Source organism: Streptomyces sp. NPDC002573, from assembly GCF_042889625.1.
GTDB classification, from domain to species: Bacteria; Actinomycetota; Actinomycetes; order Streptomycetales; family Streptomycetaceae; genus Streptomyces; species Streptomyces gibsoniae.
On the sequence record NZ_JBIARC010000018.1, the window covers coordinates 89,884 to 111,191 of the forward strand.

The 21,308-nt window shown below is 72.3% G+C and carries 19 protein-coding genes and 1 pseudogene; 11 read left to right on the forward strand and 9 right to left on the reverse strand.

The window, feature by feature from the left end:
* The first annotated feature begins 150 nt into the window (after positions 1-150).
* The gene (locus ACFYX0_RS18985) at positions 151-675 is read left to right on the forward strand and encodes a hypothetical protein (RefSeq protein WP_388971562.1); all 525 of its coding nucleotides are present in this window, start codon (positions 151-153) and stop codon (positions 673-675) included.
* Positions 676-751: 76 nt separating this feature from the next.
* Here the strand turns inward: ACFYX0_RS18985 and ACFYX0_RS18990 are convergent, their stop codons facing one another.
* Positions 752-1,183 carry a nuclear transport factor 2 family protein gene (locus ACFYX0_RS18990; RefSeq protein WP_388971564.1) on the reverse strand — a complete coding sequence of 144 codons (432 nt, stop codon included), beginning with the start codon at positions 1,181-1,183 and terminating at the stop codon, positions 752-754.
* 97 nt (positions 1,184-1,280) lie between these two features.
* Here ACFYX0_RS18990 and ACFYX0_RS18995 point away from each other — a divergent pair, with 97 nt between their 5' ends.
* The 5 genes from ACFYX0_RS18995 to ACFYX0_RS19015 all read left to right on the forward strand — a co-directional run bounded on the left by ACFYX0_RS18995 (position 1,281) and on the right by ACFYX0_RS19015 (position 7,516).
* Positions 1,281-1,832, forward strand: coding sequence for a PadR family transcriptional regulator (locus ACFYX0_RS18995; RefSeq protein WP_355908870.1), 552 nt, complete (start codon positions 1,281-1,283; stop codon positions 1,830-1,832).
* 100 nt (positions 1,833-1,932) lie between these two features.
* Positions 1,933-2,553 carry a TetR family transcriptional regulator gene (locus ACFYX0_RS19000; RefSeq protein WP_388971566.1) on the forward strand — a complete coding sequence of 207 codons (621 nt, stop codon included), beginning with the start codon at positions 1,933-1,935 and terminating at the stop codon, positions 2,551-2,553.
* A gap of 151 nt (positions 2,554-2,704) precedes the next feature.
* Positions 2,705-4,984 (forward strand): molybdopterin oxidoreductase family protein, encoded by a 2,280-nt coding sequence (locus tag ACFYX0_RS19005; protein WP_388971568.1) that lies wholly within the window; start codon positions 2,705-2,707, stop codon positions 4,982-4,984.
* Positions 4,985-5,030: 46 nt separating this feature from the next.
* Positions 5,031-6,428, forward strand: coding sequence for an aldehyde dehydrogenase family protein (locus ACFYX0_RS19010; RefSeq protein ID WP_388971570.1), 1,398 nt, complete (start codon positions 5,031-5,033; stop codon positions 6,426-6,428).
* A 5-nt stretch (positions 6,429-6,433) separates the two neighbouring features.
* Positions 6,434-7,516: a Zn-dependent alcohol dehydrogenase gene (locus ACFYX0_RS19015; protein WP_388971572.1), complete on the forward strand. Its 1,083-nt coding sequence runs from the start codon at positions 6,434-6,436 to the stop codon at positions 7,514-7,516.
* 14 nt (positions 7,517-7,530) lie between these two features.
* On the opposite strand, the gene ACFYX0_RS19020 is transcribed toward ACFYX0_RS19015, so the two are convergent.
* The 3 genes from ACFYX0_RS19020 to ACFYX0_RS19030 all read right to left on the reverse strand — a co-directional run bounded on the left by ACFYX0_RS19020 (position 7,531) and on the right by ACFYX0_RS19030 (position 10,097).
* On the reverse strand, positions 7,531-8,526 hold the full coding sequence (locus ACFYX0_RS19020) for a DMT family transporter (protein ID WP_388971647.1): 996 nt from the start codon (positions 8,524-8,526) through the stop codon (positions 7,531-7,533).
* Between the two features lie 133 nt (positions 8,527-8,659).
* Entirely contained in the window at positions 8,660-9,376 is a 717-nt protein-coding gene (locus tag ACFYX0_RS19025) for an ArsR/SmtB family transcription factor (protein ID WP_388971574.1), read from the reverse strand.
* 79 nt (positions 9,377-9,455) lie between these two features.
* Positions 9,456-10,097, reverse strand: a complete 642-nt coding sequence (locus tag ACFYX0_RS19030) for a TetR/AcrR family transcriptional regulator (protein WP_355908888.1) — start codon at positions 10,095-10,097, stop codon at positions 9,456-9,458.
* 118 nt (positions 10,098-10,215) lie between these two features.
* Between ACFYX0_RS19030 and ACFYX0_RS19035 the strand changes: the two genes are divergently transcribed.
* The 3 genes and pseudogenes from ACFYX0_RS19035 (at position 10,216) to ACFYX0_RS19045 (ending at position 12,398) form a co-directional block, all read left to right on the forward strand.
* Positions 10,216-11,367 (forward strand): acyl-CoA dehydrogenase family protein, encoded by a 1,152-nt coding sequence (locus ACFYX0_RS19035; protein WP_388971576.1) that lies wholly within the window; start codon positions 10,216-10,218, stop codon positions 11,365-11,367.
* Between the two features lie 84 nt (positions 11,368-11,451).
* A pseudogene (locus ACFYX0_RS19040) lies at positions 11,452-11,664 on the forward strand (YiaA/YiaB family inner membrane protein); the annotation flags it as partial.
* 107 nt (positions 11,665-11,771) lie between these two features.
* Complete coding sequence (locus ACFYX0_RS19045; RefSeq protein ID WP_311697744.1) at positions 11,772-12,398, forward strand: TetR/AcrR family transcriptional regulator; 627 nt, start codon at positions 11,772-11,774, stop codon at positions 12,396-12,398.
* A gap of 13 nt (positions 12,399-12,411) precedes the next feature.
* On the opposite strand, the gene ACFYX0_RS19050 is transcribed toward ACFYX0_RS19045, so the two are convergent.
* Complete coding sequence (locus tag ACFYX0_RS19050; RefSeq protein WP_355908894.1) at positions 12,412-12,873, reverse strand: MaoC family dehydratase; 462 nt, start codon at positions 12,871-12,873, stop codon at positions 12,412-12,414.
* A gap of 114 nt (positions 12,874-12,987) precedes the next feature.
* On the opposite strand from ACFYX0_RS19050, the gene soxR reads away from it, so the two are divergent.
* Positions 12,988-13,506: a redox-sensitive transcriptional activator SoxR gene (gene soxR, locus ACFYX0_RS19055; protein ID WP_388971578.1), complete on the forward strand. Its 519-nt coding sequence runs from the start codon at positions 12,988-12,990 to the stop codon at positions 13,504-13,506.
* A gap of 18 nt (positions 13,507-13,524) precedes the next feature.
* On the opposite strand, the gene ACFYX0_RS19060 is transcribed toward soxR, so the two are convergent.
* Both ACFYX0_RS19060 and ACFYX0_RS19065 read right to left on the reverse strand, forming a co-directional pair.
* A complete protein-coding gene (locus ACFYX0_RS19060) occupies positions 13,525-14,592 on the reverse strand; it encodes an RNA ligase (ATP) (RefSeq protein ID WP_388971580.1) in 1,068 nt (355 codons plus the stop codon).
* 214 nt (positions 14,593-14,806) lie between these two features.
* A complete protein-coding gene (locus ACFYX0_RS19065) occupies positions 14,807-15,409 on the reverse strand; it encodes a hypothetical protein (protein WP_311697748.1) in 603 nt (200 codons plus the stop codon).
* A 262-nt stretch (positions 15,410-15,671) separates the two neighbouring features.
* Here ACFYX0_RS19065 and ACFYX0_RS19070 point away from each other — a divergent pair, with 262 nt between their 5' ends.
* A complete protein-coding gene (locus tag ACFYX0_RS19070; protein ID WP_388971582.1) occupies positions 15,672-18,473 on the forward strand; it encodes a penicillin acylase family protein in 2,802 nt (933 codons plus the stop codon).
* An 18-nt stretch (positions 18,474-18,491) separates the two neighbouring features.
* Here ACFYX0_RS19070 and ACFYX0_RS19075 read toward each other — a convergent pair whose 3' ends face one another.
* Positions 18,492-19,835: a serine-threonine protein kinase gene (locus ACFYX0_RS19075; RefSeq protein ID WP_388971584.1), complete on the reverse strand. Its 1,344-nt coding sequence runs from the start codon at positions 19,833-19,835 to the stop codon at positions 18,492-18,494.
* Positions 19,836-19,916: 81 nt separating this feature from the next.
* The gene (locus tag ACFYX0_RS19080) at positions 19,917-21,191 is read right to left on the reverse strand and encodes an exo-beta-N-acetylmuramidase NamZ domain-containing protein (protein ID WP_388971586.1); all 1,275 of its coding nucleotides are present in this window, start codon (positions 21,189-21,191) and stop codon (positions 19,917-19,919) included.
* Positions 21,192-21,308 lie beyond the last annotated feature (117 nt).

Below are 21,308 nucleotides of genomic sequence, written 5' to 3' on the forward strand. Positions count from 1 at the left end.
TCGTTGATTCCTATGTATCACCGTAGGATTCGGGGGTCGGGTGCGCAAGGGGGAGCGGGAAGTGCGAGGGCCGCGCGGCACTTCCGGAGGACACAGGAACCCGCCTCCAGGGGGATCCGGCCGCCGGGGGACTGCCCTACGCTCGCCGGCATGGCGTTCAGGCGCGGACTGCTCGCCGCGCTCGCGGTGGGTGCCCTGATCGGCGGCTCCGCCGGCTGCGGCGCGGACGCCGTCCACGAGGGGAAGGGCGGGGCGACGGCCTCGCCGGTGGGCACGGTGCTGCGCGGCACGGACGGGGAGGGGCGGCACTACCGTGATGTCGACCCGAAGGGCGCGCCCCGGGTGGCGGTCGAGGTCCGGCCGGACTCCGGGGACGGCAGGGACGTACGGCTGAGGTTCCGCCACTTCCGTTTCTCGGACGCCGGGGTGAGTCCGGTCGCCGTCGCGGGTCGCGGTGTCGCCCGGCTCTCGCTGGACGGCCGCTCCGTGACCTGGCTGCGCGTCACCGCCTACCGGCTCCCCGCCACCCTGGTCCCGCGCGGCACACACCACGTCACGGCCCGGCTCTACGCGGACGACCGGACCATCTGGGCGGTGCACGGCAAGCCGGTGGAGAGCACGGCCGCCATCACGTCCTCGGGGACGAAGTGGACGCCGGGGCCCGGGCACCCGTAGGCCCGAAGTGCGTGGCGGCTTCCCGGAGTCGGCCGAGGCCCCTCTCGGGGCCCCCGGCGACGGGCGGGGTGTGGGGCTATCGGCCGGAGGGCGCCGGCACGAGGCCGTCCTCGACCAGGCCGGCGAGGACCGCCTGGCCGAGGGCGTGCACGGCGGACTGGGGGCGGACCATGACGGTGAACTCCTTGATCCGGCCGTCGTCGTCGAAGTGCAGCAGATCTATTCCGTGGATCTCCTTGCCGCCCGCCGTGGCGCGGAAGAGCAGCACCTCCGACGGGGCGGACGTGCCGTCGGTGCTGGTCTGCGCGGCTCCGGTGTACCGGCCGACGTAACGGAAGTCCTTGAACGTGCGCAGCAGGACCCCGAAGAGGCCCAGCACCATCGGCTTGCCCTCGAAGGGGGTGAACTTGACGGGGCTGTAGAAGCGGATGTCCTCGGTGAACAGGTCGTCCAGGGCCGCGAGGTCCCGGTTGTCGATGGCGTCGCGGAATCGGTCGGCAGCGTTCATGGCGTGCTCACCCCTCCATAGTCATGGATTGGATTAGTCATTTTCATGACTATCATGGGTGGGTGTCCGGCGACAGAGGTGTGAGGGAGGCGATCCGATGGCGCTACGGCATGCCGTGCTGGCGGCGCTGCTCGACGGCGAGCTCAGCGGGTACCAGCTGACCAAGGCGTTCGACCTCGGTGTGGCGAACTTCTGGCACGCCCAGCCGCAGCAGCTCTACGCCGAGCTGACCCGTCTGGAGAAGGACGGGCTCATCGCGGGCCGGGCGGTGGTCCAGGAGACCCGCCCCACCAAACGGCTGTTCCAGGTGACCGATGCCGGGCTCGCGGAGCTGGAGGAGTTCACGGCCGCGTCCGCGAGGCCCTCCTTCATCCGGGACGACCTGCTCGTCAAGGTCCAGGCCGCCGACCATGTCGACACCGAGGCCCTGATCGCCCGGCTCACCGAGCGTGCCGCCTTCGCCCAGGCCAAGATCGACCTCTTCGGCAAGCTGCTCCGCGGCATGCGCGGTGAGCGCACGGAGGAGGAGTTCCTGCGTCACGGCCACCGCATCGGCCCCTATCTGACGTGCCTGCGCGGCCTGGCCTTCGAACAGGGCAACCGCGACTGGTGCGAGCGCGTCATCACGGTCCTGCGGGAGCGCCGGTAGGCCCGGTCCGAGGAGGCCTTTCCCGGCGCCCGATGAGTGCTGGTGCCATCCATCTGCGTACCAACGGGCGAGGTTCACCGGACCCCGGCGGAGAGGCATCATGAAGCCCGTGCCCCACGCGACATCGCTGCGCCGCGCGCCCGTTCAGCGCCGTAGCGCGGAACGACTGACCAGAATCCTCGACGCATGTGCCGACCTGCTCGACGAGGTCGGCTACGACGCCCTGAGCACCCGGGCCGTGGCCCTGCGCGCGGGCGTTCCCATCGGCTCCGTGTACCGCTTCTTCGGCAACAAGCGGGCGATGGTCGACGCCCTCGCCGAACGCAACCTGGAGCGCTACACCGAGCGCGTCACCCGCCGCCTCGCGGAGGCGGGGGGCGACGGGGGCTGGCGCGCGGCCATGGACGCGGTGCTCGACGAGTACCTGGACATGAAGCGCACGGCACCCGGCTTCTCCCTCGTCGACTTCGGCAACCAGATCCCGGTCGGTGCCCGCCACGCCGAGCCCAACCACCGGGTCGCCGACCGTCTTTCGGGCCTGCTGTCGGCGTACATCGACCGTGAACCGGACGAGGACCTGCGGCGGATGTTCCTGGTCGCGGTCGAAACGGCCGACACCCTGGTCCATCTCGCCTTCCGGATGGACCTCGCGGGCGACGAGCGGATCATCGCCGAGGCGCGCACGCTCCTGCGCGCCTATCTGGAGCGGGCCCTCGACTGAGAAGCGGTACGACGGCCGGCCAGGGCCGCGCATGCCGACGAGTCCCGGGGGTGCGGGAGGGGACGTGCACCGTGCCCCCTCCCCTCCGTCCATACCGGTCGGTATGCTCGGCCCGTCCGTGTGCCACCGCCGCCGCCCTCCGGGAGGACCCGTGCCCCGCACCGCTCTGCGTATCTGCCCCCTCTGCGAGGCCACCTGCGGGCTGACGCTCACCATCGACGGCACCCGGGTCACCGGCGCCCGCGGCGACCGGGACGACGTGTTCAGCAAGGGCTTCATCTGCCCGAAGGGCGCCTCCTTCGGGGCCGCCGACGCCGACCCGGACCGGCTGCGCACGCCGCTCGTGCGCCGGGACGGCGTACTGCGCGAGGCAACCTGGGAGGAGGCGTTCGACGCCGTCGCCGCCGGGCTGCGGCCGGTCGTCGAGCAGTACGGGCCGCACGCCGTCGGCGTCGTCCTCGGCAACCCCAACGTGCACACCGTGGCCGGCGGCCTCTATCCGCCCCTGCTGCTCGCGGGTCTGCACACCCACAGCTTCTTCTCGGCGTCCACCCTCGACCAGATGCCCAAGCACGTCTCCAGCGGACTGCTGTACGGCGACGCCGGCGCCATCCCCGTGCCCGACCTCGACCGCACCGATCATCTGCTGCTCATCGGCGCCAACCCCCTGGAGTCCAACGGCAGTCTGTGCACCGCCCCCGACTTCCCCGGCCGGCTCAGGGCGCTCAAGGCCCGCGGCGGCACCCTCACCGTGATCGACCCGCGCCGCACCCGCACCGCCCGGCTCGCCGACCGCCATGTCGCCGTCCGTCCGGGCACCGACGCCCTGCTGCTCGCGGCGATGACCCAGGTCCTCTTCGAGGACGACCTCGTGGACCTCGGGCAGCTCGCCCCGCATGTTCAGGGTGTCGAGGATGTGGCCGCCGCAGTCCGGGACTTCACGCCCGAGGCCGTCGCCGCGGCGTGCGACGTCGAGGCCGACGTCGTCCGGGCCCTCGCCCGGGAGCTGGCCGCCGCGCCCACCGCCGCCGTCTACGGCCGCATCGGCAGCTGCACCGTGCCGCACGGCACCCTCGCCAGCTGGCTGGTCGACGTGCTCAACGTCCTCACCGGCAACCTGGACCGGCCGGGCGGCGCGCTCTTCCCGCTCTCGGCCACCGACAAGACCCCCCGCCCCGCCGGACCCGGACGCGGCTTCGCGCTCGGCCGCTGGCAGTCACGGGTGAGCGGGCACCCCGAGGCCAAGGGGGAACTGCCCATCTCCGCGCTGGCGGAGGAGATCGACACCGCCACCGGCGAGGGCAGCCCGATCCGCGCCGTCATCGCCGTCGCGGCCAACCCCGTGCTCTCCGCCCCGGACGGCGACCGCCTCGACAAGGCGCTCGGCACGCTCGACTTCATGGTCAGCGTCGATCCGTACCTCAACGAGACCTCGCGCCACGCGCATGTCGTGCTGCCGCCGCCCCCGCCCTCCCAGGCGCCGCACTTCGACTTCGCCTTCAACACCCTCGCCGTGCGCAACCAGGTCCGCTACACCCGTGCCGCCGTGCCTCTGGAGGCGGGCCGTATGGCGGAAACCGAGATCCTCGCGCGGCTCGTCCTCGCCGCCACCGGCATGCACGGCGCGGATCCGGCCGCCGTCGACACGATGGTCATCGACCAGACCCTCGGCAAGGCGGCCACCGAGGCCCGCTCGCCCGTCCACGGCCGCGACCCGCGCGAACTGGCCGCGCAGCTCACCGGGGACAACGGCCCCGAGCGGCGACTGGACATGATGCTGCGCCTCGGCCCGTACGGCGACGGGTTCGGGTCCCGGCCCGACGGGCTCACCCTGGAGAAGCTGCTCGCCCATCCGCACGGCATCGACCTCGGCCCGCTGACGTCCCGTCTGCCGCAGCCGCTGAAGACTGTCAGCGGCAAGGTCGAACTGCTGCCGGGGCCGATCGCGGGCGATCTGCCGCGGCTGAGGCAGGCCCTGGGCGAGCGCGCCGCCGGGCTGGTGCTCGTCGGACGGCGCCATCTGCGGTCCAACAACAGCTGGCTGCACAACGTGCCCGCGCTGACGGGTGGTTCCAACCGCTGCACCCTGCATGTCCACCCCGAGGACGCGGAGCGGCTCGGGCTCGTCGACGGTGCGCCGATCCGGGTCAGGGGCGCCGGGGGAGCGGTGACCGCGCCCGTCGAGATCACCGACACCGTCCGGCGCGGGGTCGTGAGCCTCCCGCACGGCTGGGGCCATGACCGGCCCGGCACCCGGATGAGCCACGCGGCCCTTGATCCGGGGGTCAACGTCAACCAGCTCCTCGACGGCAGCCTGCTCGACCCGCTGTCGGGCAACGCGGTGCTCAACGGCGTGCCCGTCGACCTCCTGCCGCTCGACACGCCGGACCGACCGGCCACGTCGGTGAGGGACCTGGCGCCGCAAAACTAACAGCGCTAGTTTAGGCCTCGTTCACGGCCCGCCCGGAAGGACGACGATGAAGGCACATGACGGCATGTACATCGACGGCGCCTGGCGCCCCGCCTTCGGCCGGGACACCATCGACGTCGTGAACCCGGCGGACGAGCAGGTCATCGGCCGGGTCCCGGCGGGCACCGCCGAGGACGTCGACGCCGCCGTACAGGCCGCGCGGGCCGCCCTCCCGGCGTGGGCCGCCACCCCGCCCGCCCGGCGGGCCGAGCGCCTCGGCGCCCTGCGGGACGTGCTCGCCGCCCGCCTGGAGGAGATCGCCGAGACCGTCACGGCCGAACTGGGGTCGCCCCCTGAGTTCTCCCGGAACGTCCAGGCGGGCCTGCCGATCGCGGTGGCGGGCACGTACGCCGAACTCGCCGCCGATTTCGCCTTCGAGGAGAAGGTCGGCAACTCCGTCGTGTACCACGAGCCGGTCGGTGTCGTGGGCGCCATCACCCCCTGGAACTACCCGCTCCACCAGATCGTCGCCAAGGTCGCCCCGGCGCTCGCCGCGGGCTGCACCGTCGTCCTCAAGCCCGCCGAGGACACCCCGCTGACCGCCCAGCTCTTCGCGGAGGCGGTGCACGAGGCGGGCGTACCGGCCGGGGTGTTCCAGCTCGTCACCGGGCTCGGCCCGGTCGCGGGCCAGGCGCTCGCCGGACACGAGGGCGTCGACCTGGTCTCGTTCACCGGATCCACGGCGGTGGGCCGGCAGATCGGCGCCACCGCGGGTGCGGCCGTCAAGAAGGTCGCCCTGGAGCTCGGCGGCAAGTCGGCGAACGTCATCCTGCCGAGCGCGGACCTCGCGCGGGCGGTGAACGTCGGCGTCGCGAACGTGATGGCCAACTCCGGCCAGACGTGCAGCGCCTGGACCCGGATGCTGGTGCACCGGGACCAATACGAGGAGGCGGTCGCACTGGCCGCCACGGCCGCGGACAAGTACGGCGACCGCATCGGCCCGCTGGTCAGCGCCCGGCAGCAGGCCCGGGTGCGCGGTTACATCGACCAGGGCGTGGCCCAGGGCGCGCGCCTGGTCGCGGGCGGCCCGGCCGCCCCGCGCGAGCGCGGCTACTACGTCCGGCCCACCGTCTTCGCCGACGTCACCCCGGAGATGACGATCGCCCAGGAGGAGATCTTCGGCCCGGTGCTGTCGATCCTGCGCTACGAGGACGAGGCGGACGCGCTGCGGATCGCCAACGGCACGGTCTACGGACTCGCCGGCGCCGTCTGGGCGGGCGGCGACGCGGAGGCGGCCGCGTTCGCGCGCGGGCTGGAGACCGGTCAGGTCGACATCAACGGAGGCCGCTTCAACCCCCGGGCCCCCTTCGGCGGTTACAAGCAGTCGGGGGTGGGCCGTGAGCTGGGTGTGCACGGGCTCGCCGAGTATCTCCAGACCAAGTCCCTGCAGTTCAAGGAAGGCTGAGCGAGATGGTCCGTGCCGCTGTCCTGCCCGCCGTCGGCGCCCCGCTGGAGGTCACCGGCATCGAGCTGCCGGGACCGGGCCCCGGCCGGGTACGCGTCCGGCTGGCCGCCGCCGGGGTGTGCCACTCCGACCTGTCCCTGGCCAACGGCACCATGCGGGTGCCGGTGCCCGCGGTCCTCGGCCATGAGGGCGCGGGGACGGTGGTGTCCGTGGGAGAGGGCGTCACCCATGTCGCGCCGGGCGACTCGGTCGTGCTCAACTGGGCGCCGTCCTGCGGTGGTTGCCACGCCTGCGCGCGTGGAGAGGTGTGGCTCTGCGCGAACGCGCTGAACGGCTCCGGGGACGTCCACGCCCGGCGCGCGGACGACGGGAGCGATCTGTACCCGGGCCTCAACGTGGCCGCGTTCGCCGAGGAGACGGTGGTGGCGGCCTCCTGTGTGCTGCCGGCGCCGGACGGGGTGCCGCTCGCCGACGCGGCCCTGCTCGGCTGCGCCGTCCTCACCGGCTACGGCGCCGTGCACCATGCGGCCCGGGTGCGGCCCGGGGAGACGGTGGCGGTGTTCGGCGTCGGCGGGGTGGGCCTCGCGGCCGTGCAGGCGGCCCGGATCGCGGGCGCCGAGCGGATCGTCGCGGTCGACGTGTCGCCCGCCAAGGAGGAGCTGGCCCGGCGGGCGGGCGCCACCGACTATGTGCTCGCCTCCGACACCACCCCGCGTGAGATCCGCGGGCTCACGGACAAGCAGGGCGTCGACGTGGCGGTGGAGTGCGTGGGCCGCGCGGCCACCATCCGCGCGGCCTGGGATGCCACGCGCCGCGGCGGCCGTACGACGGTCGTGGGCATCGGCGGCAAGGACCAGCAGGTCACCTTCAACGCCCTGGAGATCTTCCACTGGGGCCGCACCCTGGCGGGCTGTGTCTACGGCAACTCGAACCCGGCCGAGGACCTGCCCGTCCTGGCGGGACATGTCCTCGCGGGCCGCCTCGACCTGGGGGCGCTGGTGACGGAACGCATCACGCTGGAGGGGATCCCGGGCGCGTTCGAGAACATGCTGGCGGGCAGGGGAGGCCGGGCGCTGGTGGTGTTCTAGGGCCCCGACAGGACCTAGGACCCGGCGGCCGGCAACCGGTCGGGCGCGGCGTGCGGATCGTCCGGCGTGGTGTGCGGACCGTCGGGCACGGTGTGCGGACTCTCGGGCGCGGGGCTCGGGTTCGGGACCGGGGCCGGACGGCGGGGGCGCGACCGGGACACCGCCACGCCCGCCAGGCAGAGCACGCCGCCCCCGAGCGTCAGTACGCCCGGTACCTCGCCGAGGAACAGCCAGGACATCAGGACGACCAGCGCGGGCACCGCGTAGGTCGTCGCGCCCATGCGGCTGGCCGTCGTACGGGACAGGGCGTACGCCCAGGTCGTGAAGGCCAGCGCGGTCGGGAAGACGCCCAGGTACACCACGTTGAGCGTCGCGGACAGGGGCGCCCCGGCCGCGTCGTGGACCAGTTGCCCGGCGAACGGCAGACAGCCGATCGCGCCGACCAGACAGCCGAACGTCGTCACCTGGAGCGGACTGGCCGCCCCCAGCGCCGGCTTCTGCGCGACGACCCCGGCGGCGTACGCCATCGCGGCGAGCAGACAGAGCACCACCCCGAGCACCGAGGAGCCGCCGTCCCCCGACATCGACAGCCCCACGGTCACGGCACCGGCGAAGGACACCGCCATCCCCGCGAGCAGCCGCGGCGGCATCGGATCCCCGAGCAGTCGTGCGCCGAGCAGTGCGATCAGCAGGGGTCCGACGTTCACCACCAGCGCCGCCGTGCCCGCGTCGACCTGCTGCTCGCCCCAGTTGAGGACGACCATGTAGAAGCCGAACCACAGCAACCCGGACAGCGCGATCCCGCGCCACGCGGCACGCGGCGGGGGCCCCTCCCGGCGTATCAGACAGAGCACCCCGAGTGTCAGGGCGCCGGCGAGCAGCCGCCCGAGCGCCAGCGCACCCGGCGCGTACGCGGCACCCGCACTGCGGATGGAGACGAAGGCGGAGGCCCACAGCAGCACGGTGACCGTGGCCGCGCCGGCGGCCAGCCGGGAGGGGGAGATGCTCATCATGCTCCAGAGGCTAGGAGGGGCGGAGAGGGGAATGCTCGCGGATTTCGGACGGGACGTCCGCGCTCACCGCAGCGCCGGGGCCATGGACGTTCACCGGGGCGCCGAGGGCACGGATACGGATGTGGACGTCTCACCGCAGCGCCGCCGCCTCGATGCCCAGCAGCGTGGACAGCGCCCGTTCGCCCTCCGCCGTGACCCTGACGGCCCGCTCGGAGCCGATGCGCACGCACCAGCCCGCGTCCAGGGCGTGCCGGCACAGGGCCGCGCCCGCGACCCCCGCGAGATGGGGGCGGCGCTCGGTCCAGTCCAGACAGCCGCGGACCAGCGGACGGCGGCCCGTGCGGTCGAGGCCGATCCCGGCGGTGTCGAACCACCTCAACCCCGCGTCCGTGAGCGCGAACCCCGTGTCCTGGCGCAGCAGCCCGCGCGCGGTGAACGCGTCGGCGACCGCGATGCCGAGCCGCCCGGCCAGATGGTCGTAGCAGGTGCGGCCACGGGCCATCGCGGCTGCGGCGCCCGACCCGCGCAGGGTGCGCGGGCGCGCGGCCCGGACACCCGGCTCGACCTGCGCGGCCAGTTCCTCGACCAGCTGGGCGACCCGCGGTCCGGCCAGCCGCACATACCGGTGCCGCCCCTGCCGCTCCTCGGTCAGCAGCCCGCCCGCGACGAGCCTGCCGAGGTGCTCGCTCAGCGTGGACGCCGCGACGCCCGCGTGCCGGGCCAGCTCCGAGGCGGTCCAGGCCCGCCCGTCGAGCAACGCCAGCAGGCAGGCGGCCCGTGTCTCGTCGGCGATGAGCCCGGCGAGCGCCGCGAGCCCCGCCGCTCCCGCATCCTTCCGGCCTGTCATGCGCCCAGCATGCGGTACGAACACTTCGGCGCCCGCCGAAGTGTGCCGGGCGCCCCTTCCCGGGAGGGCCGGGCCTCTCCTACGCGGTCCGCCGGATCTGCCGGTACTGCTGCTCCAGCCCGTCCAGCAGGGCCGTGAGCCCGGTCTCGAAGGCCCGTTCGTCGATCTTCTCCTGCCGCTCGGCGAGGCGGTGGGCCTGGCCGAGGTGCGGATAGTCGGCGGGGTCGTAGGCCGTCGCGTCGTCCACGAAGCCGCCCGCGAACGAGCCGAGCGCCGAGCCCATGACGAAGTAGCGCATCAGCGCACCGATGGAGGTGGCCTGCGCGGGCGGCCAGCCCGCGTCCACCATCGCGCCGTAGACGGCGTCCGCGAGGCGCAGCGCCGCCGGGCGGCGGCCGGGGCCGCGCGCCAGGACCGGCACGATGTTCGGGTGGGCGCGCAGGGCCGCCCGGTAGGAGACCGCCCAGTCGTGCAGTGCCCTCCGCCAGGGGCGGCCGTCCTCGAACATCGACAGGTCGACCTGTGCGCTCACCGAGTCCGCCACCGCCTCCAGGATCTGGTCCTTGGTGCGGAAGTGGTTGTAGAGCGAGGGGCCGCTCACCCCGAGTTCCGCGGCGAGACGGCGCGTGGAGACGGCAGCGAGACCCTCCGCGTCCACCAGCGCCCGCGCCGTGTCGACGATGCGGTCGGTGCTCAGGAGGGGCTTGCGCGGTCGGGCCATGGCGCACATAGTAGGGCTGCACCCGAAAACTAGCAGTGCTAATTTAAAGGTGCGGATCGTACAGACCGTCCGGGATCTCCTCCCGCCCTTCCCGGACCTTCCCTTGGGGTGACGCGTCGTGAATCTGGAGCTGAGCGAGGAGCAGACCGCCGTGCGGCGGCTGGCCGAGGACTTCGTGGCCCGTGAGGTCGCCCCGCATGTCATCGCCTGGGACCGGGCCGAGGAGGTCGACCGGGGCATCGTCAAGAAGCTGGGCGAGATCGGCTTCCTCGGGCTCACCATCGACGAGGAGTACGGCGGCTCGGGCGGCGACCACCTCGCGTACTGCCTGGTGACCGAGGAACTGGGCCGCGGCGACTCCTCCGTGCGCGGGATCGTCTCGGTCTCCCTCGGGCTGGTCGCCAAGACCATCGCCGCCTGGGGAGACGAGGAGCAGAAGCGGCGCTGGCTGCCGGGGCTCACCTCCGGCGCGTACGTCGGCTGCTTCGGCCTCACCGAGGCGGGCACCGGCTCCGACGCGGGCAACCTCACCACGAGGGCGGTCCGTGACGGCGACGACTACGTCATCAACGGCACCAAGATGTTCATCACCAACGGCACCTGGGCCGATGTGGTGCTGCTGTTCGCCCGTTCCACGGACGCCCCGGGACACCGGGGTGTCTCCGCCTTCCTGGTGCCGACCGACACCCCCGGCCTCACCCGCCGCACGATCCACGGCAAGCTCGGCCTGCGCGGCCAGGCCACCGCCGAGCTGGTCCTCGAGGACGTACGGGTGCCGGCCTCCGCGCTCCTGGGCCCCGAGGGCAAGGGCTTCACCGTCGCCATGTCCGCGCTCGCCAAGGGGCGTATGTCGGTCGCGGCGGGCTGTGTCGGCATCGCCAGGGCCGCCCTGGACGCGGCCGTCCGGTACGCGGGCGAGCGTGAGCAGTTCGGCCGCTCCATCGCCCACCACCAACTGGTCCAGGAACTCCTCAGCGACATAGCCGTCGACGTGGACGCGGCACGGCTGCTGACCTGGCGGGTCGCCGATCTGATCGACCGCGGGCTGCCCTTCGCGGTCGAGTCGTCCAAGGCCAAGCTCTTCGCCTCCGAGGCGGCCGTGCGGGCCGCGAACAACGCCCTCCAGGTCTTCGGCGGCTACGGCTACATCGACGAGTACCCGGCGGGCAAACTCCTGCGCGACGCCCGGGTGATGACCCTCTACGAAGGCACGAGCCAGATCCAGAAGCTGGTCATCGGGCGCGCGCTGACGGGGGTCTCGGCGTTCTGACGCACGCCGGGGACGGCGTTCTGAGTACCTCTTTGAGTACGCGTGCGCTTATGGCCGGAGTCCTGTTGCCCGACCCTGGTGCCCATGAGTGAGAATCCGGTCAGACAGCAGAGCACGGCCGCCTTCTACGGCCAGGCCGTCGCGTCCTTCGCGGTGGCCCTGGTGGCCACCGCCGTGGGGATCGTCCGGTTGCAGGCCGACGCCTGGGTCCGGGCCTTCCTCGGGATCGCCGTCCTCTACCTCGTGACCTCCGCCTTCACCCTGGCCAAGGTGATCAGGGACCGGCAGGACGCCGGATAGGCCCCGTCGCGGCCCGTTTCCGCGCCGCTGAGCGGCCAGGCTAAGCGCTCGCTCACCTTCGGCGGTATGGTGAGGGTCCGGTCGGCGAGAGGGGCGAGAGAGCGATGGCTACGGCGGAGGAGACAGGCGGCGCCGAGGCGCAGCCGTGGGCCGAGGTCACCCCGGACGCGGCCCGGCGGCTGCTCATGGCCGCCGTGGAGGCCTTCGCCGAGCGCGGATACCACGCGACCACGACCCGCGACATCGCAGGCCGCGCCGGCATGAGCCCGGCCGCGCTCTACATCCACTACAAGACCAAGGAAGAGCTGCTCCACCGCATCAGCCGGATCGGGCACGAGAAGGCCCTGGAGATCCTGCGGACGGCGGCCCGGCGCGAGGGCACCGCGACCGAGCGGCTCGCCGACGCCGTCAGCTCCTTCGTCCGCTGGCACGCCGGGGGGCGCACCGTCGCCCGGGTGGTGCAGTACGAGCTGGACTCGCTCGGCCCGGACGCCCGCGCCGAGATCATCGCCCTGCGCCGCAAGGTCGACGCGGAGGTGCGCGGGATCATCGAGGACGGGGTGGCCACCGGCGAGTTCGCGGTGCCGGACGTGCGCGGCACGACGCTGGCCGTGCTGTCCCTGTGCATCGACGTGGCCCGCTGGTTCAGCCTCGACGGCCCCCGCACCCCCGACGAGGTCGGCGCGCTCTACGCCGACCTCGTGCTGCGGATGGTCGGGGCGGGGAAGTGACCGCCCCGACCGCTCAGAGGTAGTAGCGCGAGACCGACTCGGCCACGCACACCGGCTTGTCGCCGCCCTCGCGCTCCACGGTGAAGGCGACGGCCACCTGTACGCCGCCCGGCACGTCCTCCACGCCGGTGATCGTCGCGGTGGCGCGCAGCCGGGAGCCGACCGGTACGGGCGCGGGGAAACGGACCTTGTTCGTCCCGTAGTTCACGCCCATCCGCACGCCCTCGACCGCGATCAGCTGCGGCCCGAACAGGGGGAGCAGCGAGAGCGTGAGATAACCGTGGGCGATGGTCGTGCCGAAGGGGCCCGAGGCCGCCTTCTCGGGGTCGACATGGATCCACTGGTGGTCGCCCGTGGCCTCCGCGAACAGATCGATCCGCTTCTGGTCGATCTCCAGCCAGTCGGTGTGTCCCAGCTGCTCGCCCACCGCCGCCTTCAATGCGTCGGCGGACGTGAAGGTCCTCGGCTCTGCCATGTTCCCGGCCTCTCGCGTGATGACGTCAGCATGTCTAAGCAACTGCTTAGTCTGACCATGTGCGAGGCCCCTGTCAACGGACCCGGCCCAGATGCGACGAGTAGGCTCTGGCGGGTGCCCCAGATACCGGAGAAGGTCCATGAGCTGACCGTCGGCCAACTGTCCGCCCGCAGCGGCGCCGCCGTCTCCGCCCTGCACTTCTACGAGTCCAAGGGCCTGATCAGCAGCCGCCGCACCTCCGGCAACCAGCGCCGCTATCAGCGCGACACCCTGCGCCGCGTCGCCTTCGTACGCGCCGCACAGCGTGTCGGCATCCCGCTCGCCACCATCGGCGAGGCGCTCTCCGCCCTGCCCGAGCAGCGCACCCCGACCCGGGAGGACTGGGCCCGGCTCTCCGAGGCGTGGCGCTCCGAGCTCGACGAGCGCATCAGTCAGCTCGGCCGGCTGCGCGACCACCTCACGGACTGCATCGGCTGCGGCTGCCTGTCCCTGGAGACCTGTGTGCTGTCCAACCCGGACGACGTCCTCGGCGAACGGCAGTCGGGCTCGCGGCTGATGGTGGAACCCGGTTCCGGAGCGCGCGGGCGGACCCCGGAACCGGAGCGGCGGGAGCCGGCCGGGGACTGCTGCTGAGCGGCCCCCGGCCCGCGCTCACTCGTACTCCGTGCCGCCCTTGCGCGTCAGATAGGCCGGGCTGACCGCCTTCGCGATCGCCCGTCCCCCGGTCACCGGGCTGTACCGCTCGGTCACCGGCCGGATCACCACGCCCTCCCGCAGATGCAGCTCCCGCCCCGAGACGGTCTCCCGTCCCGTGGCGTGCTCCAGTACCCGGGCGACGTCGTACGGCCCCTCGAACAGCCGTGGCACCAGGGGGAGTTCGGCGTCGAGCAGCTCCTTGGCATCCAGCCAGCGCAGGGTTCCGTCGATCTCCGCGGACACGTCGAACACGGCGTACCCCAGGGTGTCGCGGCGGCCGTCGGCGCCGTACGCCAGATCTTGCACGCCCGCGCCGTACACCTCGCCGAAGATCCCCACCCGGCGCGCGCCGAGCCGCCCGGCGAGCCGGGCGGCGGCCTCGGGGACGCCATGACCGCGCACCGCCCGCCAGTACAGGTTGCGCGGGTCCTCCCGCAGCGCCAGGGACTTGGCGCCGAAGCCCTTCGAGGAGACGTACACCCGGTCCTCGTCCACGGCGTACGTCAGCAGGCACGCCGAACCGTGCAGCTTCTCCGTCAGGACGACGGGCTCCCCGGGCGCGAAGACGTCCGGATACCGCTGGATGTTCTCGATGTCGACCCAGGGCAGCAGGTCGGGCGCGGACTCCACCTCGCCGCTCATGGTGGGCGGGATCGGCGGCACCCACTTGGTGATGCCGAGCACCTCCGCGAAGTCGGTGCCCTCCGCCGCGGCCCGCGCGAGGTCGACGTCGGCCAGCGCGCGGGGCCGGCAGACGATGCCCTGCGACAGCTCGCCCCGCAGCCGTACCGCCTTCACCCGGTCCGACCCGCCGCCCGCGAGCCGCCCGGTCAGCCCGAGCTCCTCGATCAGCGCGGCCGGGAGCACGGACTGCTCGGGGATGTAGACGGCGGTGTCACCGGTGCGGTACGCGCCCTTCGCGACCACGGCCCGATACAGGCCCACCTGGGCCAGTTCGAGGGCGTCGGCGTTCGGATGCTCGTGGACGGTCAGCACTTCGGCGGTGACGCGCAGCGTCGACATCGGGACTCCTCGGGGTTCCTCAGCGGTGTTTCATCGCCCCCAACTGTCCCTACGGCAAAGGGGTGGAGCCAACGGTTTTCCGATTGCTAGCGTCCCGGGGTCGTCTGTCCCGAACCGGCCCCCGGCACCGGGCGCGGCCTGTTCCACGGCCGCTGTGTGTCGCGACAGGGGGTGCGGCATCCCCGGCGCACCCCCGCGCCCTCGGGCGCTGTTGTCACGCCGTCACCAGCAGCCGGGTGCGCCGTGCCCCCGCCAGCGCCCCGGGTGTCAGCACGGGTGACGGGACCACGATGCCGCAGTCCGTGCAGACCGGACCCGAGGACGGCTCGTGGGCCAGGTCGTAGCGCCATATCAGGCGCTCTCCGGCGCACACCGGGCAGGACGCGCCCGGCTCGCGCTCCAGTGCGGCGATGAGCCGGCGCAGCACCTCGGCCAGCGGTTCACGCGGGTGGACCCGCGGGTCGTCGCACCAGGCGACGCCGAAACCGCCCCAGGTCAGCCGGTGCCAGTCGTCGACACTGCCCGGACGGCGCAGTCCGTCGTGCTTCTCCTTCCTGCGGCGCTCGGTGAACTCGGCCTCGTAGGCGAGCCAGACGGAACGGGCCTCCTCCAGCTCCTCCAGTGCGGCCACGAGCCGCGCCGGGTCGGGGGAGCGGTCCTCGGGACCGAACCCGGCCCGGGAGCACAGGTGGTCCCAGGTCGCCCGATGCCCGTAAGGGGCGAACTTCTCCAGGCACTTGCGCAGCGAGTAGCGCCGTAGCGCCAGATCGCACCTCGGATCTCGTGCCTGTCTCGCCAGACTCCGGAAACCGGCCATCGCCCTGCACCTCCGTCACACCTGCAGCTGTACTTCGGTCACCACGGCGTCGTCGTACGGACGTCGCCGAATAGACGTATCGACAAGCGATTCGGCTCCATCCTTTTTTCGATGACCTCCCCAAGCCGACTCCCGAACGGTTGAAAGTTGACGCGTGTTCATCTTCAATCGCGGGGATACCGGCGGTAACGTCCGCTCGCCCCCACCCCGAGCTCTCGGCTCCGCCGGAGCGAAGGGGCCCCCACCGTTGGGAGGAGCTGCTATGCCACAGCGCGCCCCACGCAACGTCCTCGACAGACTGAGAACTCCCCGCAGATTCCCGAAGTTCCTCAGAGCCGCCGCGATATGCATCGTCGTAGGCGGTCTTTTGTCGCCAATCTCCGCGACCGCGGACTCCGGCACCGCGACCGCCGCGGACACCGCCGCTGCCAACGACTACTGCGGCGGCCAGTGTTCTGACATCCTTCCGCCGGGCGAGAACGGCAACGCCACCCTCGCCCAGATCCTGCTCAACCAGGCCTTCGGCACCCAGCCCGGCCACGCCGAGGACCAGCTCGGCCCGTACGCCAACCTGGCCAAGGGCTACTCCGGACTCACCGACGCCAAGATCAACACCTTCTTCAACGACGCGTCGTTCGGCGTCCCGCCCGATCAGGTCGCCTCCACCGAGAAGCCCGCGGGCCGCAGCGACGTGACGATCGTCCGCGACAAGAAGACGGGCGTCCCGCACATCACCGGTGCCACTCGATACGGCACCGAGTTCGGAGCCGGGTATGCGGCGGCCGAGGACCGGCTGTGGCTCATGGACGTCTTCCGGCACGTCGGACGCGGCCAGCTGACCTCATTCGCGGGCGGCGCGGCCTCCAACCAGGGCCTCGAGCAGCAGTTCTGGCGCAACGCGCCCTACAGCGAGGCCGACCTCCAGGGTCAGATCGACCGCGCGGTGGCCGCCGCCGGCGACCGCGGCAAGCAGGCCCTCGACGACGTCAACGCCTACCTCGCCGGGATCAACTCCTACATCGACGCCTCCGACAGCGGCCGCTACTTCCCCGGCGAGTACGTCCTGACCGGCCACAAGGACTCCATCACCAACGCCGGCACCATCGACCACTTCAAGGTGACCGACCTGGTCGCGCTTGCCTCCGTCATCGGCGCGCTGTTCGGCTCGGGCGGCGGCGGCGAGGTCGACAACGCAGTCTCCCTGCTCGCCGCCCAGTCCAAGTACGGGGTGGCGGAGGGCACCAAGGTGTGGGAGTCCTTCCGCGAGCGCAACGACCCCGAGGCCGTCCTCACCCTCCACGACGGCGAGAGCTTCCCCTACGCCACCAAGCCCGACAACCCGCAGGGCGAGGCGCTGCCCGACGCCGGTTCGGTGACCCAGGAGCCCCTCGTCTACGACCGCACCGGCAGCGCGGCCTCCTCGAGCGCCACCCGTGCCTCGAAGACCGCGGCGGCCACGGCCCTGACCTCCGCCCGGCGCGGCATGTCCAACGCCCTCGTGGTCAGCGGCAAGTACACCGCGAGCGGCCACCCCGTCGCCGTCTTCGGGCCGCAGACCGGCTACTTCGCGCCCCAGCTGCTGATGCTCCAGGAGATCCAGGGGCCGGGCATCAGCGCCCGCGGCGCCTCCTTCGCGGGCCTGAGCATGTACGTCGAACTGGGCCGCGGCCAGGACTACTCGTGGAGCGCCACGACCTCGGGCCAGGACATCATCGACACCTACGCCGTCGAACTGTGCCAGGACGACTACCACTACCTGTACCACGGCACCTGCACCGCCATGGACGAGATCGAGCAGAAGAACGCCTGGCACCCGACCGTCGCCGACGGAACCGCGGCCGGCTCCTACACCATGCGGGTCTGGCGGACGAAGTACGGCCCCGTCCAGTACCGCGCGACCGTCGGCGGCAAGAAGGTCGCCTACACCACCCTGCGCTCGTCCTATCTGCACGAGGCCGACTCGATCATCGGCTTCCAGATGCTGAACGACCCGGACTTCGTCAAGGGCCCGCAGGACTTCGAGAAGGCCGTGCAGCACATCAACTACACGTTCAACTGGTTCTACGCCAACTCCCAGCACACCGCGTACTACAACAGCGGTGACAACCCGGTGCGTGCGAGCGGCGTCGACGCCGAGTTCCCGACCTGGGCGCAGGCGGCCTACGAATGGCGCGGATGGGACCCGGCGACGAACACGGCGGACTACACACCGCCCTCCCAGCACCCCAACTCCATCGACCAGGACTACTACATCTCCTGGAACAACAAGCAGGCCGCGGACTACACGGCCGCCCCCTGGGGTGAGGGCTCGGTCCACCGCGGCAATCTACTCGAGGACCGGGTGAAGAAGCTGGTGGCGGCCGGCGGAGTGACCCGTTCCTCGCTGACGAAGGCGATGGCGGACGCGGCGCTCGCCGATCTGCGGGCCGAGGACGTGCTGCCCAAGCTGCTGAAGGTCGTCAACAGCTCGACGGTGACCGACTCCACGGCCGCGGCCGCGGTGAACACCCTGCAGACCTGGGTGTCGGCCGGAGCCAAGCGCACGGAGACCTCGGCGGGTTCGAAGACCTACGCCAACGCCGACGCGATCCGCATCCTGGACGCCTGGTGGCCGCTGCTGGTGAAGGCCGAGTTCGAGCCGGGGCTGGGCAGCGATCTGTACGCCGCGTTCGGCGCCGACCTGCCGATCGACGAGTCCCCCTCGGCCGCGCACGGCCCGACCGGCGCGCACGCCGGAAGCTCCTTCCAGTACGGCTGGTGGAGCTATGTCGACAAGGACATCCGGACGGTGCTGGGGGAGCAGGTCCAGGGCCCGCTGGCGCGGACGTACTGCGGCGGCGGCAGCCTGAGCGCCTGCCGGGACATCCTGATCAGCAGCCTCAAGCAGGCCGCCGGCATGACCGCGTCCCAGGTGTACCCCGGCGACGACCAGTGCTCGGCGGGTGACCAGTGGTGCGCCGACTCGATCGTCCAGCGCACCCTGGGCGGCATCAAGCACGGCAAGATCAGCTGGCAGAACCGGCCGACGTTCCAGCAGGTGGTGGAGTACACCTCGCACCGGTAGGCCGTGAGCGGCGGCGGGTCAGACCACCCGGCCCGCCGCCAGCACCACCTGCGCCAGTTCCCGGTGCACGATGTCGCTGTGCGCACCGGAGGGCGGTCCGCCGTGGCAGACCACGGCGGACGCGTCCACGTTCACACAGCCCGTCGCCGGCAGCCCGCGCAACGCGTCGGCGAGCGTGAGGGCACGGGTGCCGTCCACCGCCTGCATGCCGTCGTGGCCCATCGCGCCCCATCTCGGCCCCAGCAGGCGGCCGATGTCGAGGTCCGCCGTGATCCCGCCGGCCAGCGAGCGATCCTCCCCGGCCATCCGTGACGCCAGCGGATAGAACGTGCCGAGCGCGGTGTCGAAGGTGGACCAGCAGCACACCAGGGGCCCGTCCACCCGGGCGCGGCAGTCGTGCAGCGCGCCGCCGGACGCCGGGTCGTCCGGGAGCCGGGCCGCGAACGCGTAGTGGGAGAAGGCCCCTTGGAGCAGCGTCACGGACTTCACCGTGCGCACACCGTCCGGCAGTCCGCGCAGCGCGAACGACACCAGCCGTCCGCCGAAGCTGTGCCCGACGAGATGCACCCGCACCCCGGGAGCCGACTGCGCCAGCCGCCCGATCACCGGCCCGAGCCCCCGCTCCCCGACCGTGCCCGCGCGCCGCTTCATCGCGTAGTACGTGGCCTGCCGCAGCACCTCGAGCGCCCCGTCCCACAGCCCCTTCGGCGTGAACGAGAACGCCTCCGTGCCCGGTGCCGCCGCCTCCACCCGCTCCAGCGCCCGCGCGAAGTCCTGGCACGCCTGCCGGACGTCGCCCCACAGGATCTCGGGGCCGCTCCCGGGCGTCCCCTCGGCCGCTGTGTCCGCGGGGCACGCGGCCTGCGGACCCTGCGGTTCCACCGCCACCAGCAGCCGCAGCAGCCGGCCGAACTCCGTCATCGAGGCGTCGTCGTCCGGGCGCAGCTCCAGCAGCCGGGCGAGTCCGTCGACCACCGGCGCCCGGTCGGGGAAGACCTTCAGCAGCGCCTGCCGGCTGCTCTCGTCCAGCCCCGGCCGCGCGGCCGGGGGAGCCGCGGCCACGGCCGACTCCGGGAAGTCGGGGACCGGTTCGTCCGCGAACATCATCGACGGCCAGATCACCCCCGCGTAGCCCAGGCGGGCCTTCGGCGCCAGCGACGGCACCGGCGCGAAGAAGCGGCCGTAGAGCCGGGTCGCCCCGGAGCGCTCGTTGTTCCAGCCGTGCGCGAAGACCAGCAGGTCCCGCACCCCGTGCCGGGACACCTCCGTGAGCAGCCGGTCCCGCTCGGCGGCGTCCACGTCCCCGTCCGCGTCGAAGGTCAGCTCCCAGTAGGGATCCACACCGATCGCCGGTACCGCCATGACGGACCCCCTTCGCCCCGGGCCGATCGCAGTCTGTCCGCATCGTCCTGCCGACGGGGGAAGTTGGCCATACGTCATGACTCATCCGTAGACGAGATACTCCTCGCGGATCCGCCGGAAGGCGCTCAGCTCGTCCTGCCACGTGACCACGATCTCGTCGGCCGTCGCGCCCGCGTCGATCATCGTGCGCACCCGCGTGGAGCCGGTGAGCTTGTCGATCCAGTCGTCGGGGCGCCAGGCGAAGCCGCTCCACACCTTCCTGGCGGTCACGAGCAGCGCGATCCCGGTGCGTACGGGGTCGTAGGCGGCCCGGTCGTGCACATGGATCTGCACACCCCCCACGGTCCTGCCCTGGAACTTGTCGAAGGTGGGCACGAAGTACGCCTCCCTGAAGTGCACCCCGGGCAGGCCCAGTCGCTCCGCCGCGGCCGCCCATCGTCCGTCGATGCCCTCGGCGCCGAGCAGTTCGAAGGGGTGCGTGGTGCCGCGTCCCTCCGAGAGGCTCGTGCCCTCGAACAGACAGGTGCCCGAGTAGACCAGCGCGGTGCCAGGCGTCGGCATGTTCGGGCTCGGCGGCACCCAGGGCAGGCCGGAGGCGTCGTAGAAGTCCGACCGCCGCCACCCCGTCATCAGGACGGTCTCCAGGGCGACCGGCGTGCTCAGGAACTCCCCGTTGAACAGCCGCGCCAGCTCCGCCACCGTCATGCCGTGCGCCTGCGAGACCGGTTGCCGTCCCACGAAGCTCGCGAACTCCTTGTGCAGGACGGGCCCCTGGGCGGACCGGCCGGTCACGGGATTGGGCCGGTCCAGCACCATGAACCGCTTGCCCGCCAGCCGCGCCGCCTCCATGCAGTCGTACATCGTCCAGATGTAGGTGTAGAAGCGGGCGCCCACGTCCTGGATGTCGAAGACGACCGTGTCCACGCCGGACGCCGTGAAGACGTCCGCGAGCGGCTGTCCGCTCTTTCCGTAGGTGTCGTACACGGGCAGTCCGGTCGCCGGATCGTCGTAGCGGCCCTCCGAGCCGCCCGCCTGGGCGGTGCCGCGGAAGCCGTGCTCGGGGCCGAAGACCGCGACCAGGTCCACCCGGTGGTCCGCGTGCATCACATCGACGATGTGGCGCAGCTCCCGGGTGACACCGGTCGGATTGGTGACCACCCCGACCCGCCGGCCGTGCAGGAGCGCATAGCCGTCTGCGGCCAGCCGCTCGAATCCGGTACGCACGCGTGGGCCGCGCCTGTCGGCGGACGCGGCGGGCTCCGCGGGCGTCGCGGGTACGGTGGACGCGGTGGCTGCCGAGACCGACACGGCCGTCGCCGTGGTCGCGGTGAGCAGCTCCCGTCTGGACAGGCTCATGCGGTGACCTCCGTGATCGGCGGAACTGTCATGCGCACGCGCCATCGGAGCAGCCTCTTCCCTCGTTACATACCGACTGGTTAGTCTGGCGATCGCAGCAGAGCCGACTGCGGCAGA